At 74.8% G+C, this 17,638-nt stretch carries 19 protein-coding genes; 9 read left to right on the top strand and 10 right to left on the bottom strand.

Annotated features, from left to right (window positions below):
* Positions 1–70: 70 nt before the first annotated feature.
* The 5 genes from GJV82_RS00490 to ddaH form a co-directional block, all read right to left on the bottom strand.
* Positions 71–922, bottom strand: a complete 852-nt coding sequence (locus GJV82_RS00490; RefSeq protein ID WP_155097859.1) for an ABC transporter permease — start codon at positions 920–922, stop codon at positions 71–73.
* Complete coding sequence (locus tag GJV82_RS00485; RefSeq protein WP_155097858.1) at positions 922–1,923, bottom strand: ATP-binding cassette domain-containing protein; 1,002 nt, start codon at positions 1,921–1,923, stop codon at positions 922–924. Before GJV82_RS00485 ends, GJV82_RS00490 begins: the two co-directional genes overlap by 1 nt.
* Positions 1,924–2,202: 279 nt before the next feature.
* Positions 2,203–3,486 (bottom strand): aminotransferase class I/II-fold pyridoxal phosphate-dependent enzyme, encoded by a 1,284-nt coding sequence (locus tag GJV82_RS00480; RefSeq protein WP_318657120.1) that lies wholly within the window; start codon positions 3,484–3,486, stop codon positions 2,203–2,205.
* Positions 3,487–3,496: 10 nt separating this feature from the next.
* Positions 3,497–4,756, bottom strand: coding sequence for an ornithine--oxo-acid transaminase (rocD, locus tag GJV82_RS00475; RefSeq protein WP_318657119.1), 1,260 nt, complete (start codon positions 4,754–4,756; stop codon positions 3,497–3,499).
* The gene (gene ddaH, locus GJV82_RS00470) at positions 4,753–5,649 is read right to left on the bottom strand and encodes a dimethylargininase (RefSeq protein WP_155097857.1); all 897 of its coding nucleotides are present in this window, start codon (positions 5,647–5,649) and stop codon (positions 4,753–4,755) included. The genes rocD and ddaH overlap by 4 nt, the downstream gene beginning before the upstream one ends.
* A gap of 304 nt (positions 5,650–5,953) precedes the next feature.
* Here ddaH and GJV82_RS00465 point away from each other — a divergent pair, with 304 nt between their 5' ends.
* On the top strand, positions 5,954–6,790 hold the full coding sequence (locus tag GJV82_RS00465; protein WP_155097856.1) for a PadR family transcriptional regulator: 837 nt from the start codon (positions 5,954–5,956) through the stop codon (positions 6,788–6,790).
* A 108-nt stretch (positions 6,791–6,898) separates the two neighbouring features.
* Here the strand turns inward: GJV82_RS00465 and GJV82_RS00460 are convergent, their stop codons facing one another.
* Genes GJV82_RS00460 through GJV82_RS00450 form a run of 3 tightly spaced genes read right to left on the bottom strand, consistent with a single transcriptional unit; the run spans position 6,899 to position 8,848 of the window.
* Positions 6,899–7,375: an SRPBCC family protein gene (locus tag GJV82_RS00460; protein WP_155097855.1), complete on the bottom strand. Its 477-nt coding sequence runs from the start codon at positions 7,373–7,375 to the stop codon at positions 6,899–6,901.
* Between the two features lie 11 nt (positions 7,376–7,386).
* A complete protein-coding gene (locus GJV82_RS00455; protein ID WP_318657118.1) occupies positions 7,387–8,343 on the bottom strand; it encodes a hypothetical protein in 957 nt (318 codons plus the stop codon).
* A 10-nt stretch (positions 8,344–8,353) separates the two neighbouring features.
* Positions 8,354–8,848: an OsmC family protein gene (locus GJV82_RS00450; protein WP_024841275.1), complete on the bottom strand. Its 495-nt coding sequence runs from the start codon at positions 8,846–8,848 to the stop codon at positions 8,354–8,356.
* Positions 8,849–8,970: 122 nt separating this feature from the next.
* Between GJV82_RS00450 and GJV82_RS00445 the strand changes: the two genes are divergently transcribed.
* Positions 8,971–9,714, top strand: a complete 744-nt coding sequence (locus GJV82_RS00445; RefSeq protein ID WP_155097854.1) for an SDR family oxidoreductase — start codon at positions 8,971–8,973, stop codon at positions 9,712–9,714.
* A 49-nt stretch (positions 9,715–9,763) separates the two neighbouring features.
* Here the strand turns inward: GJV82_RS00445 and GJV82_RS00440 are convergent, their stop codons facing one another.
* Complete coding sequence (locus GJV82_RS00440) at positions 9,764–11,218, bottom strand: NAD(P)/FAD-dependent oxidoreductase (protein WP_155097853.1); 1,455 nt, start codon at positions 11,216–11,218, stop codon at positions 9,764–9,766.
* Positions 11,219–11,363: 145 nt separating this feature from the next.
* Between GJV82_RS00440 and GJV82_RS00435 the strand changes: the two genes are divergently transcribed.
* From GJV82_RS00435 to GJV82_RS00420, 4 genes are all read left to right on the top strand, one after another.
* The gene (locus GJV82_RS00435) at positions 11,364–11,789 is read left to right on the top strand and encodes a MerR family transcriptional regulator (protein WP_051471775.1); all 426 of its coding nucleotides are present in this window, start codon (positions 11,364–11,366) and stop codon (positions 11,787–11,789) included.
* The gene (locus GJV82_RS00430; RefSeq protein WP_155097852.1) at positions 11,786–12,814 is read left to right on the top strand and encodes an aldo/keto reductase; all 1,029 of its coding nucleotides are present in this window, start codon (positions 11,786–11,788) and stop codon (positions 12,812–12,814) included. The genes GJV82_RS00435 and GJV82_RS00430 overlap by 4 nt, the downstream gene beginning before the upstream one ends.
* A gap of 79 nt (positions 12,815–12,893) precedes the next feature.
* On the top strand, positions 12,894–13,733 hold the full coding sequence (locus GJV82_RS00425) for a thymidylate synthase (RefSeq protein ID WP_155097913.1): 840 nt from the start codon (positions 12,894–12,896) through the stop codon (positions 13,731–13,733).
* Positions 13,733–14,272: a dihydrofolate reductase gene (locus GJV82_RS00420; protein ID WP_179151496.1), complete on the top strand. Its 540-nt coding sequence runs from the start codon at positions 13,733–13,735 to the stop codon at positions 14,270–14,272. Before GJV82_RS00425 ends, GJV82_RS00420 begins: the two co-directional genes overlap by 1 nt.
* Before the next feature lie 3 nt (positions 14,273–14,275).
* On the opposite strand, the gene GJV82_RS00415 is transcribed toward GJV82_RS00420, so the two are convergent.
* Positions 14,276–15,040 (bottom strand): GntR family transcriptional regulator, encoded by a 765-nt coding sequence (locus GJV82_RS00415; protein ID WP_024841268.1) that lies wholly within the window; start codon positions 15,038–15,040, stop codon positions 14,276–14,278.
* Positions 15,041–15,279: 239 nt separating this feature from the next.
* Between GJV82_RS00415 and GJV82_RS00410 the strand changes: the two genes are divergently transcribed.
* The 3 genes from GJV82_RS00410 to ehuD are packed head-to-tail and all read left to right on the top strand — an operon-like array spanning position 15,280 to position 17,609.
* Positions 15,280–16,233, top strand: coding sequence for a transporter substrate-binding domain-containing protein (locus tag GJV82_RS00410; protein WP_024841267.1), 954 nt, complete (start codon positions 15,280–15,282; stop codon positions 16,231–16,233).
* A 9-nt stretch (positions 16,234–16,242) separates the two neighbouring features.
* A complete protein-coding gene (gene ehuC, locus GJV82_RS00405) occupies positions 16,243–16,971 on the top strand; it encodes an ectoine/hydroxyectoine ABC transporter permease subunit EhuC (RefSeq protein WP_318657117.1) in 729 nt (242 codons plus the stop codon).
* Positions 16,968–17,609: an ectoine/hydroxyectoine ABC transporter permease subunit EhuD gene (gene ehuD, locus GJV82_RS00400; protein ID WP_024841265.1), complete on the top strand. Its 642-nt coding sequence runs from the start codon at positions 16,968–16,970 to the stop codon at positions 17,607–17,609. Before ehuC ends, ehuD begins: the two co-directional genes overlap by 4 nt.
* The last annotated feature ends 29 nt before the right edge of the window (positions 17,610–17,638 follow it).

Raw genomic sequence — 17,638 nt, 5'->3', positions numbered from 1 at the left:
GCCGAGCACCGGAACAGCCGCTGCGTGCCCGGCCGCGGTGCCCCGGTGGGGGCCCGCGGCCGGTCCGCGCTCAGCTGCGGTTGCGGTAGAGGCGCATCGTGATCGGCGCGAGGACCGCGGTGAGCGCGACGGACGCGACGAGCACCCACAGGATGCCGTCCGTAGCGGGCTCGCCGGCCATGAGGCCGCGCACCGCCGACACGAGGTGGGTGACGGGGTTGATGTCGACGAAGCGCTGCAGCACCACGGGCATGGTCGACGGGTCGACGAAGATGTTCGACGCGAACGTCAGCGGCATGAGCACGAGCATCGACGTGCCCATGACGGCGTTCGGGGAGCGCAGGACGAGGCCCAGGGCCGTGAACACCCAGCTCAGCGCGAACGCGAAGACGAGCAGGAGCACGATGCCGAGGACGACGCCGACGACGCCGCCCGGCGGGCGGAAGCCCAGCACGAGGCCGAGCGCGAGCGTGACGACGGACGCGATCGTGTACCGGACGGTGTCGCCCAGCAGCGCCCCGACGATCGGCGCGGGCCGCCACACGGGCAGCGACCGGAACCGGTCGAAGACGCCCTTGCTGATGTCCGTGTTCATCGTGTAGCCGGTGTAGATGGTGGTGAAGAGGACCGCCTGCACGAGGATCCCGGGGAGCAGGAACTGCAGGTACGCCTGCACGTTGCCGGCGAGCGCGCCGCCGAACAGGTACGTGAACATCAGCGTGAAGATGATCGGGGACACCGTGACGTCGAACAGCTGCTCGGGCACGTGCTTGATCTTGAGCAGCGCGCGCCATGTGTAGGTGAGGGTCGCGGACACGGGCGACGGCCGGTCGGGCCGGTGCTCGAGCGCGACGGCGGCGCGCAGCGCGTTCGCCTCGGGCGCGCGCAGGTCCGCGGCGGTGGCGGTGGGGTCGACGGCCATCAGGCCACCTCCTCGATCGTCTCGTCGTCCTCCATGGGCTGGCCGGTGAGCGCGAGGAACACCTCGTCGAGGCTCGGTTGCCCGAGCGTGAACTCGGGGACGACGATGCCCTCGTCGCCGAGCGTCGGGAGGATGCGCGCGACGTGCTCGGCGCCGTCGTCCGGCACGCGGGCGGAGAACGCGTACGGGTCGTTCGCGAGCGTGATCTCCGTCCCGAGGAGCCGCCCGACGGCCTCGGCCGCGCGGGCCCGGTCCGCCGAGTTCGCGAGGCGCACGTGCACCGCGCCCTCGCCGACCGAGCGCTTGAGCTCGGTGGCGGTGCCCTCCGCGATGACCTTGCCGTGGTCGATCACGGCGATGCGGTCCGCGAGCTGGTCCGCCTCCTCGAGGTACTGGGTCGTGAGCAGCACGGTCGCGCCGTCCGCGACGAGCACGCGCACGATGTCCCACACCTGGTTGCGGCTGCGCGGGTCGAGCCCGGTCGTGGGCTCGTCGAGGAAGATGACGCGCGGGCTCATGACGAGGCTCGCCGCGAGGTCGATGCGGCGGCGCATGCCGCCCGAGTACGTCTTGACCTGGCGGTCGCCCGCGTCGCCGAGGCCGAACGCCTCCAGGAGCTCGGCCGAGCGCCCGCGCGCCGTGCCGCCGAGGAACCCGTAGAGCCGGGCGAGCATCACGAGGTTCTCGGTGCCCGTGAGGTCCTCGTCCACGGACGCGTACTGCCCGGTGAGCCCGACGACGGAGCGCACCTTGTCGGCGTCGTGCACCACGTCGTGGCCCAGGACGCGCGCCGTGCCGGCGTCGGGTCGCAGGAGCGTCGCGAGCATGCGCACCGCGGTCGTCTTGCCCGCGCCGTTCGGCCCGAGCACCCCGAACACCGTGCCCTCGGGGATGAGCAGGTCGATGCCGTCGACCGCCTTGGTGACGGACTTCCCGGTCGTGAAGTGCTTGACGAGGCCGCGTGCCTCGACGGCGAGGTCGCCGCGTGCAGTGTCGGTCATGTCCCCTCCGCGGGATGGTCGTTCGCCGATGCCGACGAGCCGCCCGGCTTCCCGGGCCACCCACCGACCGACCGCGCCGACCGCCGGAACTCATCGGTCGTGCACGTCTTCCATCCTGCGCCGCGCACGGCGCGGGGGACCAGTGCGATTCGTCAGGTCCTGCCCGTGACGGTCGAGGCGGGACGACCAGGCGCCACCGGCACGCCGAGCAGGCGGTCCTGGCGCGTCCGGGAACCAGGACGCGCCACGATCACCTGCTCGGTACGGGAGGGTCGTGCGTCAGCGCGCGGCGTGCTCCGCGGCGGCGAGGAGCACGCACGTCGCGACGCCGTCCATCGCGACGCGGACCTCCTCGATGGGGGGCAGGGTCGGCGCGAGGCGCAGGACCTTGTCCTCCGGGTCCTTGCCGTAGGGGAACGGCGCTCCCGCGGGCGTCAGCGCGATGCCGGCCGCCTTGGCCAGCTCGACGACGCGCGACGCCGTGCCGGGCACGACCTCGAGGCTCACGAAGTAGCCGCCCTTCGGCTCCGTCCACGACGCGACGCCCGTGCCGCTGAGGCGCTCGGCGAGGATGCTCGTCACGGCGTCGAACTTGGGCGCGATGATCTCGCGGTGCTTGCGCATGTGGGCGCGCACGCCGTCCGCGTCGCCGAAGAACAGCGCGTGGCGGAGCTGGTTGACCTTGTCCGGGCCGATGGACTGGGCGGACAGGTGCTTCTTGTACCAGGCGACGTTCGCGGGCGAGGACGCGAGGAACGCGACGCCGGCGCCGGCGAACGTGATCTTCGACGTCGACGCGTAGAGGACCACGCGGTCGGGGTGCCCGGCCTCGGCGGCGAGGGAGATCGCGTCGGCGCTCGTGACCTCGTCGTCGGTGAGGTGGTGCAGCGCGTACGCGTTGTCCCACAGGATGCGGAAGTCGGGCGCGGCGGCGGGCACCGAGACGAGGGCGCGCGCGATCTCCTCGGTGACGACCGACCCGTCGGGGTTCGCGTACGTCGGCACGACCCACATGCCCTTGATCGTGGGGTCGTCGGCGACGAGCGCGGCGACGGCGTCCGCGTCGGGGCCGTCCGGGGTCATGGGCACGGTGACCATCTCGATACCGAGGGCCTCGCACACGGAGAAGTGGCGGTCGTACCCGGGCACGGGGCAGATCCAGCGGACCGTCTCCTCGCGGCCCCACGGGCGGTCCGACCCGGGGACGCCGAACAGGGTCGCGTACGCGAGCGTGTCGTACATGAGCGTGAGGCTCGCGTTGCCCGACGCGAGGAGCTGCTCGACGGGCACGCCCAGCAGCTCCGCGAAGATGCGGCGGAGCTGGGGGAGCCCGTCGAGGCCGCCGTAGTTGCGTACGTCGGTGCCGTCCGCGTCGGTGTGCACGCCCTCGCCGGGGAGCGCGAGCAGCGCCTCCGACAGGTCGAGCTGCTCGGCGGACGGCTTGCCGCGCGTGAGGTCGAGCCGCAGCCCCAGGGACTGCAGGTCGGCGTACGCGCGACGCAGGTCGTCGAGGGACGACGCGAGGGAGGGGGAACCGGGTGCGGCGGGCTCGGGCGTGGTCACCCTCCGGACTCTACCGATCCCGCGCGAGGTCCGTGAGGGCGTTCTCCAGGGCGGACAGGCCGGTCTCGAGGTCCTCGGCCGAGACGGTCAGCGGGGGAGCGAGCCGGATGGTCGACCCGTGCGTGTCCTTGGCGAGCACACCGCGCGCGAGCAGCGCCTCGCACAGGTCGCGTCCCGTCCCGCGCGCCGGGTCGAGGTCGAGCCCCGCCCACAGGCCGAGGCCGCGCACGGCGTCGAGCAGCCCGGCGTCCACGAGGCCGCGCAGACGCGCGTGGAACAGCACGCCGAGCTCGCGCGCGCGGCGCTGCGGCTCGCCCGTGCGCAGCAGCTCGACGACCGCGATCCCGACCGCGCACGCGAGCGGGTTGCCGCCGAACGTGCTGCCGTGCGTCCCGGGCGTGAGCACCTCGAGCACGTCGCGCCGCCCGACGACCGCGGAGACGGGCACGATCCCGCCGCCGAGCGCCTTGCCGAGCGTGACGAGGTCGGGCCGGACGCCCCACGTCTCGGTCGCGAGCGTCGTGCCGGCGCGCCCGAGGCCGGACTGGATCTCGTCGGCGACGAGCAGCACGTCGCGCGCGGCGGTGACCTCCCGCACGCGCGGCCAGTAGTCGGCCGGTGGGACGACGACGCCCGACTCGCCCTGCACGGGCTCCAGGAGCACCGCGACCGTCGTGTCGTCGATCGCGGCGGCCACGGCGTCGGCGTCGCCATAGGGCACGACCCGGAACCCCGGCGTGTACGGGTCGAAGCCGCGGCGCGCGTCGGGGTCGTCGGAGAACGACACGATCGTCGTGGTGCGGCCGTGGAAGTTCCCGGAGCCGACGACGACCGTCGCCTCGCCCGGTCGTACGCCCTTGACGTCGTAGCCCCACTTGCGCGCGGTCTTGATCGCGGTCTCGACGGCCTCGGCACCCGTGTTCATGGGCAGCACGAGCGAGGCGTCGCCGCCCGTGGTCAGCGGCCCGACGAGCGCGGCGAGCGCGCGGGCGAACGGGTGCAGGAGGTCGTGGTCGAACGCGCGCGACGTGAGGGTGACGCGCCCGAGCTGGCGCATGGCCGCCTCGACGAGCGCGGGGTGGCGGTGCCCGAAGTTGAGCGCCGAGTAGCCCGCGAGGAGGTCGAGGTACCTCCGCCCCTCGACGTCGGTGACCCACGACCCCTCGGCGGTCGCGACCGTCACGGGCAGCGGGTGGTAGTTGTGTGCGAGCGCGTCGCGCGGCGTCCCGTCCGCCGGTCCGGCGACCGGGCGGACGTCCTGCGCGGTCACGACGCGCTCCCGAGGTGCGTGGCGTGCGCGCCCGCCGGCTCGCGGATCTCGAGCGTGCAGCACTTGGCCCCGCCGCCGCCGCGCAGCAGCTCGGACGTGTCGACGCCGAGGGTCTCGTAGCCACGCTCGCGCAGCGCGGCGGCGAACCGCTCGGCCCGCGGGGCGTGGACCACGTGCGTGCCGTCGCTCACGGCGTTGAGCCCGAGCACGACGGCGTCCTCCTCGGTCGCGAGGAGCGCATCGGGGAAGCGCTCGCGCAGGACCTCCTGCGCGGCGGGCGAGAACGCGGGCGGGAAGTACGCGACGTCGACGCCGCCCCCGGCGAGGGCGGGGTGCGCGCCGTCGGGCGGGGCGCCGCCGTCGTTCCCGCGCAGCACGGTGAGCGCGGTGTCGAGGTGGTAGAAGCGCGGGTCGACGAGCTCGAGCGTGACGACCTCGCGGCCCCACAGCGCGGCGGCCTCGGCGTGCGCGGCGCGGTCGGTGCGGAAGCCGGTGCCGGCGAGGACGACGTCACCGGCGACGAGGAGGTCGCCCTCGCCCTCGTTGACGTGCTCGGCGAGGTGGGTCACGTACCCGTGGTCGGCGAACCACTTGAGGTAGGCGGGGCCCTCGGGTGCGCGCTCGGGGTGCGTGAAGCGCGCCGAGTAGACGAGCCCGTCGACGACGGTCGCGCCGTTGGCGGCGTAGACCATGTCCGGCAGGCCCGCGACGGGCTCGACCGTCTCGACGACGTGCCCGAGGTCGCGGTAGGTGTCGCGGAGCCGTTCCCACTGGGCGACGGCGAGCGGGGTGTCGACCGGGGTCCGCCGGTCCATCCAGGGGTTGATCTCGTAGCTGACGGTGAAGTACGTCGGCCGGCACATGAGGTAGTGCCGGGGCTGGCCTGGGCGCATCGCCGCCTCCTTGCGGGAGCCGGGCCGGCCGGGGTGGTGCGACCCGGGTGGTGGCCGGACGGGGGTGGCGTCCGGTGGTGCTGAGGTGCTGCCGGGTGGCTGCTGGATGCCAGCGTACGTCCGTGGCCCGCGCGCGGCTCGGGACGACGCGCTCCCACCAAGGGGTTGACAGCGATAGTCTATCGATATATCGATAGCGTATCGCTGAGCCTGAGAAGCTGCTCGCGACCGTCGCGAGGCCGGAACGGCCCGCCACCGCTCCGCGGATCACCCGGAGCCCCACGAACCACAGGAGACACATCCCATGAGCTACGCACGCCAGCACCGGGGCAGGACCCCGGACATCACCCAGAACACGTCCCAGCCGTTCGGCGAGCGCCCCGGGCCGCGGCCCGGCCGTCGCCGTCGCGACGGCTTCCCGCCCGTGCCCGACGACGCGGCCTGGTTCCGCGGCGACGGCCCCCGCGGTCGGGGCGGCGCACGCCGCGGCGGAGGCCGCGGGTTCGGCGGTCCCGCCGACGGCGGTCGGGGCTTCGGCCCCGGCGGGCCCGGCTTCGGTCCGGGCGGACCGGGCGGACCGGGCTTCGGCCCCGGCGGGCCCGGCTTCGGTCCGGGTCACGGCGGTCGACGCCACGGGGGCCGCGGTCGCGGCCCCGGTCGCGCCGGCCGCGGCGACGTCCGCGCCGCCGTCCTGCTGCTCCTCGCCGAGCAGCCCATGCACGGCTACCAGGTCATCCAGGAGATCGCCGAGCGCAGCGAGGGCCAGTGGCGCCCGAGCCCGGGCGCGGTCTACCCGGCCCTGAACCTGCTCCAGGACGAGGGGCTCGTCGAGCTCTCGGCCGACGGCGGGCGTCGTCTCGCGACGCTCACCGAGGCGGGCACCGCGTACGTCGCGGAGCACGCGGCCGAGCTCGGCGACCCGTTCGCCGACGCGGCAGGTCGCGGCGGGCGCTCGCGGCGTGAGCTGCGCGCAGCCGTCGAGGCGGTCGCCGCGGCGGTCCACCAGGTCGCCCGCACGGGCACCGACGCCGAGGCGAAGGCCGCCGTCGAGCTCCTGGAGCGCACGCGCCGCGAGCTCTACCTCATCCTGGCGGGCCCGACCGTCGCGGACGCCCCCGTCGAGGACGAGCCGACCACCTGACCCCACCGGGCCCCGAGATCGGCACTCCCTGGCCAGATCGGCACTCCGGACCGCCGATCTCGCCAGCGAGTGCCGAGGTCGGCCGAACCTGCCGACCTCGCGCACGGCTCAGCGGTGCGCCGTCAGCCGCCCTCCGAGGCGGCGCAGCGAGACGTGCATCATCGCGCGCAGGGCGAGCCCCACCAGGGGCGCGGTGACGCCGCGGGGGAGCGGCCCGGCGAGGTACGCCTCCTCCCACCACACGACGCGGCAGCGGTCGCGGCCGAGCGGCACGACGTCGAACCCCGCCTCCCCGAGCAGCGCCGGGCCGAGCTTGCGCACGCGCGTGCTCCCGGTGCGCCCCGCCGCGACGGACGGGCGGTCGAGCGACTCGACCACCATCCGGTCGGGGAACCCGCGGCCGGTGCGTCCGACGCGCGGCCCGCTGACCATGGTGAAGCGGTCGCCCACCTCGGGGCCGCGGGCGGCGGGGGTGGCCATGACGGTCAGCGGGATCCAGCGCGGGTGCGTGCGCGGGTCGGCGACCCAGGCGAACGCGACGCTCGCGTCGACGCCGAGCTCGCGCGCGACGGCGACGCGCCGCACGCCGCGCGACGTCACTCGGCGTCGCGGGCCGGCGAGTGGTCCCGCCGACCGCGCCCGGGCAGGAGACGACGCCGCCGGCGGGGCCGGGCCGCGTCGTCGGTCACGGGCACGAGCTGCGGTGGCGCGTCCTGCGTGGGCGCCTCCACGACCTCGAGCAGCCGCCCGAACACGGACGGCGGCGGGCCGAACGCGCGCCGGGACTGCGCGATGACGCCGTGCCCGAGGGCCCGCGCCCCCGCGACGCCGACGACCGCACCCACGCCGAACGGCACGAGGCGCCCGATCGCGAGGCCGGACTGCTTCGCGAGCTGCGTGCGCAGGAACCGGTTGCCGAGCGCCTTGTTGACCTTGACGAGCGTCCCGGCGGGCATGCTCGTGAGCAGCACCTTGCCCCACGCGAGGCCCGAGCCCTGCGTCGCACGCTCGACGTCGCGCGCGCCCTTCTCGCCCAGCACGGTCGCGAGGAGCAGCGCCCGGCGCCGCGCGACGTCGTCCACGGCGATGCCGTGGACGTCGGCGACCGCGAGCGCGAACGCCGCCGAGGACGCGAAGAACGTGGCGACGTCGCTCGACGTCAGCGCGATCCCCACACCGGTGCCGACCGACGGGATCGCGGCGGCGGCACCCACGGCGCCGCCCGCGGTCTGGATCACGAGCAGGTACTCGCGCTCGAGGATCCGGACGATCTGCGCGGGGCTCGCCTCGGGGTTGCGCCGACGCACGGAGTCGACGTGGGCGCGGATCGCGTGCGACGGGATGGTCACGGCCTTGTCGAGCGCCGCGTCGAGGAGCGGCGTGGGCCGGTAGGAGGTCCAGTCCGTCGTGTCCACGGGGGCGTCCTGCGGTGCGCGCAGCCCGCGGCGGCCCCGCCGCTCGACGGCGCCCGGCCGCGAACGGTCCGGCGTCCCGTGGTCCGGCGTGCCGGACGGCTGCTCGTGCGCCATCTCGCCTCCCGTGTCGGGCCTCACGGCCCGGTCGTCACTCGACGCTGCCGCCCGGCTGCTGGAACACCGTCCGCACGGTCGCGCCCGCCTTGATCGTCCGTCCCACTGTGCAGGTCTTCTCGATCGCCCGCTCGGCGACCGTGAGCAGCCGTTCGCGCGCCTCGTCGTCGAGCGAGGACAGGTCGATCTCGAACCGCTCGGTGATCTCCGGGTAGCGGTCCTCCGGCAGGTCCTTGACGCCCTCGGCGTGGATCGTCACCGCGTAGTCGTCGCCGAGCCGGCGCGCGAACGTGCGGTCCGAGCTCATGCCGGCGCACGCGGCGAGCGCGATCTTCAGCAGCTCGCCCGGCGTGAACACGGCCCCCTCGCTCGCGGGCCCGATGAGCACCTGCGCGCCGCGGGCGGAGTAGCCCGTGTACGTCCGGACGCCCGTCCGCTCGACCCACAGGGGGTCCGTGGGCGACGGCGACGACGGGGCGATCTCGTCGGTGCCGGTCAGCGGGGTCGTGGTGGTCGGCTCGGTCGTCATGCGTCGATCCTCGCACTCGTGCGGTGCCGGTGCGCTCGTCGCCCACCGGTCGGTCGTCCGCCCCAACGCGCGCCGCGCCCCGGGGATTCCCCGTGGTGCGCGGCCGGGGGAGGATCGGACGCATGAGGATCGTCGCCGCGGGCGGCACGGGCCGCATCGGTCGCCGGGTCGTCGCGGGGCTGCGCGCGGACGGGCACGAGGCCGTGCCCCTCGCGCGGGCCACGGGGGCGGACCTGCGGACGGGCGCCGGGGTCGACGCGGCGCTCGCCGGTGCGGACGTCGTCGTGGACGTGTCGCGGCCGTCGACGTACGTGGACGAGGAGGTGCTGCGCTTCTTCACCACGGGCACGCGCACGCTGCTCGACGCCGGGGCGCGCGCCGGCGTCCGGCACCACGTGGTGCTCTCGATCGTCGCCGTGGACCGGACCGACGCCGGGTTCTTCCGCGCGAAGCGCGCGCAGGAGGAGCTCGTCCGTGCGGCGGGCGTCGCGTGGACGGTCGTGCGGGCCACCCAGTTCTTCGAGTTCGTCGGCACGATCGCGGACCACCTCACGGTCGACGGCGCCGTGCGGGTCCCGCCGGTCGCCTTCCAGCCCGTCGCGGCGGCCGACGTCGCGGCGGTGGTGGCCGGCACGGCGACGGGGGAGCCGCGGCGGGAGGTCGTCGACCTCGCCGGCCCGGAGCGTGTGCGCCTCGACGCGTTCCTGCGCGACGTCCTCGCCTCGTGGCGCGACGCGCGCGACGTCGTCACGGACCCGCTCGCCCGCTACTTCGGCGCGCGCCTCGTGGAGGACTCCCTCGTCCCGCGCGGGGACGCGCTGCGCGGGCGCACGACGTGGGCGGCGTTCGCCGCCCAGGACGCGTAGCCGCCCGGGCCCGCCGGTCGGGGCGGGCCGGCGGGCCCGGACGGCGGTCTCAGGCCGCGCGGACGGGGTCCGTCGCGGCAGGCTGCTCCGCGCGCCGTGAGGCGGCCGCGGGCCCGGTGGCGGACCGGTCGGTCGGGCCCGAGGGCCCGGTGACGCGCCGGGCGCCCGCCGTCGCACCCGCCGCCGTCGCGCCGGCGACGAACGCGTCGCGGGGCCGCTGCACCTCGGCGAGCGAGACGACGTCGCGCCCGAACAGCACGGCGGTGGACCAGACGGCGAGGACGCGGACCGTGCGCTCCCACGTCGGGATCGCGAGGACGTGGTAGCCGCGGTGCATGAACCACGCGAGCCGCCCCCGCACGACGACCCGGTGGTACTGGAAGACCCCCGAGCCGAGCCCGAGCGTCGCCACCACCCCGAGACTCCCGTGCACGTAGGGCCGGGTCGGGCGCCCGCGCCGCGCCGCGACGAGGTTCTTGGCGAGGCGGCGTCCCTGGCGCACGGCGTGCTGCGCGTTCGGGACGGTCAGCGCGCCCGGGGCCGGCAGGGCGAGGTCCGGCACGGCCGCGCCGTCGCCGGCGGCCCACGCGTCGGGCACGGTGTCGTCCACCGTGCCGACCCGCAGGTCCGGCCGCGTGACGAGGTAGCCGCGCGCGTCCACGGGCAGGTCCGTGTGCGTCGCGACCACGGGGTTCGCGGCGTTCCCCGCGGTCCAGACGAGCAGGCCGGACGCGAACGACTCCCCGGTCGACAGCGTGACGACGCCGCCCTCGGCCGACACGAGGCCGGCCTCCAGGTGCACGTGCGCGCCGCGGCGCTCGAGCTCGCGCACGACCCACCGCCCCGGTCGCTCGGTGACCTCCGGCAGGATGCGCGGGTTGCGCTCGACGAGGTGGAACCGCAGCTCCGCCGGGTCGATCTCGGGGTAGACGCGCGTGAGGTCGTGCGCGAGCGACAGCAGCTCGGCGAACCCCTCGACGCCGGAGAACCCGCCGCCGACGAACGTCACGGTGAGCAGCCGCTCGCGCTCCGGCCCGGCCGGGAGGCTCGCCGCCCGGTCGAACGAGGTGAGGAGCCGGTCGCGGATCGCGACGGCCTCCTCGACGTGCTTCATGCCGATCGCGTGCTCGGCGACGCCGGGCACGGGGAACACGCGCGTCACCGCGCCGGCCGTGACGACGACGGTGTCGTACGTCAGGTCGTACGGCTCGCCCGAGCGCGGGCGCACGACGACGACGTGCCGCGCGTGGTCCACGCGCTCGACCGTCCCGTCGAGCAGGCGCGTGCGGCGCAGGTGGCTGCGGTGCGCGACGGCGGCGTGCCGCGCCTCGACGGAACCGGCGACGACCTCGGGCAGGAACGGCTGGTACGTCATGTACGGGCGCGGGTCCACGAGGACGACCTCGACCTCGCCGCGGCGCAGCTCGCGCCGCAGGCGCTTCTCGAGCACCCGGGCCGCCGTGAACCCGGCGTAGCCCCCACCGACGACGACGATGCGTTCCATCACTGCCTCCTGTGCGTCGCACCCGCTCGGCGCCCTCGCGGGTGCCTCACCCTCTCGACCGGCCGCCCCGGCGTCCCGTGACATGACGTGCGTCACGCCCGGGCGCCCTTGACCTGGAGCGCGCTCCAGGTCGGATGCTCGAGGCATGCCCGACCCGCTGATCCCCGTACCGCCCGCCGACGTGCCACCCGAGGGCCTCGCCATCGGGGACGCCGCCCGTGCCGTCGGCCTGAGCGTCGACACGCTGCGCTACTACGAGAAGGAGGGCCTCCTCCTCGACCCCGCGCCGCGCGACGGCGGCGGGCGGCGGCGCTACGGCGCGCACGACCTGGCGTGGCTCGCCGGTCTCGTCATGCTGCGCGAGACGGGCATGTCGATCGCCGACGTGCGCGTCATGGCGGACCTGAGCCGCCGCGCGGGCACCGAGGCCGAGCGCCTCGTCGTGCTCGAGCGGCACCGCGAGCGCGTGCTCGCGGCGCTGGAGCGCACGCGGCGCCACCTCGCGGCGCTCGACGCCAAGATCGCGTCCTACCGCGCGGTCACCGCACCGGACCAGGAGGACCCCCGATGACGACCCCCACGACCCGACCCGCCGGGGTCCGCCCCGCCGCGCGACCCCCGGTCGTCCCGCTCGGCGACGGCCTGCGCGTGTCCGCGGTCGGCCTCGGCGCGATGGGCATGAGCGCGTTCTACGGGCCGACGGACGAGGCCGAGGCCGTCGCGACGCTCCGGCACGCCGTCGACGCGGGCGTGACCTTCGTCGACACCGCCGAGGCGTACGGGCCGTTCGAGAACGAGAAGCTGCTCGGCCGGGCGCTCGGCGACCGTCGCGACGAGGTCGTGCTCGCGACGAAGGCGTCGGCCGAGACCGACGACGACGGCACGGTCCACGGCCGCAACGGCACGCCCGAGTACATCCGCCGAGCCGCCGACCGGTCGCTGCGGCACCTCGGCACCGACGTCATCGACCTCTACTACCTGCACCGCGCCGACCCGGCCGTGCCGATCGAGGAGTCCGTCGGCGCGATGGCCGAGCTCGTCGCGGCCGGCAAGGTGCGTCACCTCGGCCTCTCCGAGGTGTCGGCCGCCACGATCCGGCGCGCGCACGCCGTGCACCCGCTCGCGGCCGTGCAGTCGGAGCTCTCCCTGTTCTCCCCGGACGTGCTGCGCAACGGGGAGAAGGCCGTCATGGACGAGCTCGGCATCGGCCTCGTCGCGTTCTCCCCGCTCGGGCGCGGCGTGCTCACGAGCAGCGTGCGCAGCCTCGACGACCTCGCGCCCGACGACGCGCGCCGCGGCCTGCCGCGGTTCCGGCCTGACGCGTTCGCCGCGAACCTGCGGCTCGCGGACCGCGTGCGCGGGATCGCCGCGGAGAAGGGCGTCACCGAGGCCCAGGTCGCGCTCGCGTGGGTCGTCGCGCAGGGCGCGGTGCCCATCCCCGGGACGCGCCGTCGCGAGCGGCTCGACGAGAACGCCGCGGCCGCGAGCCTCGAGCTCACCGCGGACGACCTGCGCCGCCTCGCCGACGCCGTGCCCCCGGCCCTGGTCGCGGGCCACCGCGACTACGCGCCGACGCCCGACGGCCAGGACCGCTGAGCGTCGCGAGCCGCGACCGACCGCGGTGCCTAGACTGGCGCGCGTGGCACTCGACGCGACCTCCGCCCCGACCGCACCGCTGAGCACCGGCGGGCCCGCGCCGTCGGGCACCCCCGCGGGCGCCGTCCCGACCCCGTACGAGGACCTCCTGCGCGACGTCCTGGAGCACGGGACGCACAAGGGCGACCGGACGGGGACGGGCACCCGCAGCGTGTTTGGTCGGCAGCTCCGCTTCGACCTCTCGCAGGGGTTCCCGCTGATCACGACCAAGCGCGTGCACCTCAAGTCGATCGCGTACGAGCTGCTGTGGTTCCTGCGCGGCGACTCGAACGTGCGCTGGCTCCAGGAGCGCGGCGTGACCATCTGGGACGAGTGGGCGGACGCGGACGGCGAGCTCGGACCGGTCTACGGCGTCCAGTGGCGCTCGTGGCCGACACCGGACGGCCGCCACGTGGACCAGGTCGCCCGGGTGATCGAGCAGATCCGCGCCAACCCCGACTCGCGGCGGCACATCGTCTCCGCGTGGAACGTCGCGGAGATCGAGGACATGGCCCTGCCGCCGTGCCACGCGCTCTTCCAGTTCTACGTCGCCGACGGCAGGCTCTCGTGCCAGCTCTACCAGCGCTCGGCCGACCTGTTCCTCGGCGTGCCGTTCAACATCGCGTCGTACGCGCTGCTCGTGCACATGGTCGCCGCGCAGACGGGGCTCGAGGTCGGCGACTTCGTGTGGACCGGCGGCGACGTGCACATCTACGACAACCACGTCGAGCAGGTGCGCGAGCAGCTCACGCGCGAGCCGTACCCCTACCCGACGCTGCGCCTCGCCCCGCGCGACTCGATCGACGCGTACGAGTACGAGGACATCGAGGTCGTCGGGTACCAGCACCACCCGACGATCAAGGCCCCGATCGCCGTCTGATGCTCGGACTCGTCTGGGCCCAGGCGCGCGACGGCGCCGGACGGCCCGTCATCGGCGCGGGCGGCACCATGCCGTGGCACCTGCCCGAGGACCTCGCGCACTTCCGCCGGCTCACGTCCGGGCACCCCGTGGTCATGGGGCGCCGCACGTGGGACTCGCTCCCGCCCCGGTTCCGGCCGCTGCCGGGGCGCACGAACCTCGTCGTGACGCGTCAGGAGGCGTGGTCGCCCGACGGCGGTCCCGCGGCCGACGGGGCCGGCGCCCCCGTGCGCGTGGCGGGGACGGTCGACGCGGCGCTCGCGGTCGCCCGCGCGGCGGCGCGAGACGCCGGGTCGGACGAGGTGTGGGTGATCGGCGGGGCGCAGCTCTACGCGGCGACGCTCGCCGTCGCGGACCGGTGCGTGATCACCGAGATCGACGCCGTCGTCGAGGGCGACACGTTCGCCCCGGTGCCCGGGGACGGCTGGGTCCGTGAGCCGGGGGAGTGGCGCACGTCGTCGACAGGGCTGCGCTTCCGCGTCGTCGACGTACGGCGCTGAGCCTCAGATCAGTCCCGACGGCTCGATCGGGTCGAGCCGCGGCGGCGGCACGGGGTGCGGCTCCTCGAGCGTCTCGACGTCCGCCTCCTGCGGCGCGGTGAGCCGTGCGACGGCCTCCGTGAGGTTCGTCGTGAGCGCGGCGACGAGCGCGTCGGCGTCGCGCTCCTCGAGCCGCAGGACGATCTCCTCGTGCGACGCGGCCGAGTCGGCGCGCACGGCGTACTCGTCGCTCACCGTGAAGCTCGCGACGCGCACCTCGACGATGAGCGTCGTCATCCACCGCAGGAGCCAGGGGTTGCCGCTCGCGGCGACGAGCGCCCAGTGCAGGTTGAGGTCGGCGTCCCCGATGCGGCGCGCGTCCTGCGAGTCGCCCGCCTCGACGAGCGCGCGGTAGGCGGTGCGGACGGCGGCGACGTCCGCGGCGGACGCGGTCGCCACGGCGAGGCGCGCCGCGGTCGTCTCGACGCTCGTGCGCGCGGCGTACAGGGCGGGGATGCGCTCGCGGCCGATGGTCACGACGCTCAGGCCGCGCCCCGGCGTCGCGGTGAGCAGCCCCTCCTGCACGAGCCGCTGCGCGGCCTCGCGGAACGGGCCGCGGCTCACGCCGAGCTGGCCGGCGATCTCCACCTCGCGGATCGGCGACCCGACGCGCAGCGCGCCGGAGTAGATCGCGTCGCGCAGCTCCCGGGCGATGAGGTCCACCGTCGACGGACGGGTCACCGGCGAGAGGAACGGTGCGGTGAGCGGTGCGCGCGAGGCCGGGCTCATCGGCTCTCCTCCGAGGTCGTCGAACGGTCGATCGAGGTCACGATCCGGTATCACATCATCCCCTGTCTGCGGCCCGTACCCGGCGCCCGATCGGCCGGATCACGCCCGCGACGTCGATTGTAGACAATCTGACAGTAGGAACATCGGATTGTCGAACGGTCGACAGCGCGTTAGCGTGGACGACCGTCCAACCAGCCATGACCGCCCGCGCCCCGGCGTCGGCGGCCACGAAGGGAACCATGACTTCCACGCGAACCACCGCGACCCGGCACCGCGCCCTCCTGGGCTCGGGCGCCGTCCTCCTCCTCGCCGCGACCGCGGCCTGCACGAGCGTCGACGGCGGGGGCGGGAGCACGAGCGAGACCTCCGGCGGGAGCGCGCTCGAGACGCTGCAGGACCGCGGGACCATCACCGTCGGCTTCGCCGGCGAGGCCCCCTACAGCTACGAGGACGGCGGCGAGCTCACGGGCGCGACGGTCGCCCTGCACCGCGAGATCTTCGCCGAGCTCGGCATCGACACGGTCGAGGGCGTGAACACGGAGTTCGGCTCGCTCATCCCCGGCCTCACGGCCAACCGCTTCGACGCCGTCAGCGCGGGCATGTCGATCCTGCCCGACCGCTGCGCGCAGGCCGCGTTCAGCGAGCCCGAGTTCATGTACACCACGGCGTTCATGACGCCCGAGGGCAACCCCGACGGGCTCACGGACATGCAGTCCGCCGCCGACGCGGGCATCACGCTCGCCACCATGACCGGCGCGATCGAGGGCGACTACGCGCGCCAGCTCGGCATCGACAACCTCGAGGTCGGCACGCCCCAGGACGGCCTCGACGCCGTCGTCGCCGGCCGCGCCGACGCGTTCGCGCTCACCGGCATCTCGCTCAACCACCTCGCCGACAGCACCGACGCGCCCGTCGAGGTCACGGAGTCCTTCGTGGCCGAGATCGACGGCGTCCCGCAGATCGGCGCGGGCGGCACCGTCTTCCGCACGAGCGACACCGACCTGCTCGAGGCGTACAACGAGAAGCTCGCCGAGATCGTCGCCGACGAGGACCGCTACCTCGACATCGTCGGGGAGTTCGGGTTCACCGCGGCCGAGCGCCCCGTCGAGGGCCTGACCACGGAGAAGCTGTGCGAGGGAGACCTCGACGCGCTCGCCACCGAGCTCGCGCCGGAGCTCGGCTCGGACTCCTGAGGTCCCCGCGTGTCCGACAACCTCAGCACGCTCCGTGACGCGCTGCCACGGCTCGGCGAGGGCGTCGTCGTCACCCTCCAGCTCACGCTGGGGGGTGCGGCGCTCGCCCTCGTCCTCGCCCTGCTCCTGGGCCTCGGCTCGCGGGCCGGGAGCCTGTGGGTGCGCGGACCGTCGCGGTTCGTCGTCGAGTTCTTCCGCGGGACGTCGCTCGTCGTCCAGCTCTTCTGGCTCTTCTACGTCCTGCCCGTCTTCGGCTTCCGCATGGAGTCGCTCGCGTGCGGCATCCTCGCGCTCGGCCTCAACTACGGCGCGTACGGCGCCGAGGTGGTGCGCGGGTCGATCAACGCCGTGCCGCAGGGCCAGTGGGAGGCCGCGACCGCGCTCGACCTCGGCCCCGTGCACCGCCTGCGCCGCGTGATCCTGCCGCAGGCGTGGGCCCTCATGATCCCCATGCTCACGAACCTGCTCATCCAGCTCCTCAAGGGCTCCGCGCTGGCGACCTACATCCTGCTGCACGACGTCAACTACTTCATCGAGCAGCTGCGGCGCAGCACGCAGGACACCTTCTTCTCCTACACCGTGGGCCTGCTCGTGTACTTCGCGCTCGCGTACGTGCTGACGCTCGGCATGAACGCGCTCGAGGTGCGCGCGAAGAACCGGCTCGGCAGCGGGCCCTCGCTGCGCGAGGTGCTGCGCGTCGCGCCCGTCCCGGCCACGACGAGGGGAGGCGCCGCGTGAACGACGTCTGGAGCTGGCAGCGCGCCGCCGAGGCGCTGCCCCCGATCCTCGAGGGATTCCGCATCACCCTGCTCGCGACGGTCGTCGGCACGGCGATCGCCGCCGTCCTCGGCCTGCTCGTCGCGCTCGTGCGGCGCTCGCGCAGCCGGTGGGTCACCGCGCCCGTGGGCCTCGCGGTCGAGTTCGTCCGGTCGACCCCGCTGCTCGTGCAGCTCGTGTTCGTCTACCTCATGCTGCCGAGCGTCCCGGCCCTCGTGGTCGGGTGCGTCGTGCTGGGCGTGCACTACGCGACGTACATGTCCGAGGTGTACCGGGCGGGGATCGACGCCGTCCCGCGCGGCCAGTGGGAGGCCGCCAAGGCGCTCGACCTGCCGCGCACGCGCGTGTGGCGCGCGGTCGTCCTGCCGCAGGCGATCCGCAAGACGCTGCCCGGCCTGGGCAACTACGCGATCTCCATGTTCAAGGAGACGCCCTACCTCTTCGCGATCAGCGTCGTGGAGATGTTCACGGCCGCGCAGCAGTTCGGGGGCCGCACGTTCGTCTACACCGAGGCGCTGACGATGGTCGGGCTGCTCTTCCTCCTGGCGAGCTACCCGACGTCGCTCCTCGTCCGCCGATTGGAGAACCGCCTTGCCTGAGACCACCGCACCCCGCGACGCCGTGCCGT

Source organism: Cellulosimicrobium composti, from assembly GCF_009711085.1.
GTDB classification, from domain to species: Bacteria; Actinomycetota; Actinomycetes; order Actinomycetales; family Cellulomonadaceae; genus Cellulosimicrobium; species Cellulosimicrobium composti.
Note: the sequence above shows the minus strand (reverse complement) of the source record. Positions and strands in the feature narration are given on the sequence as shown.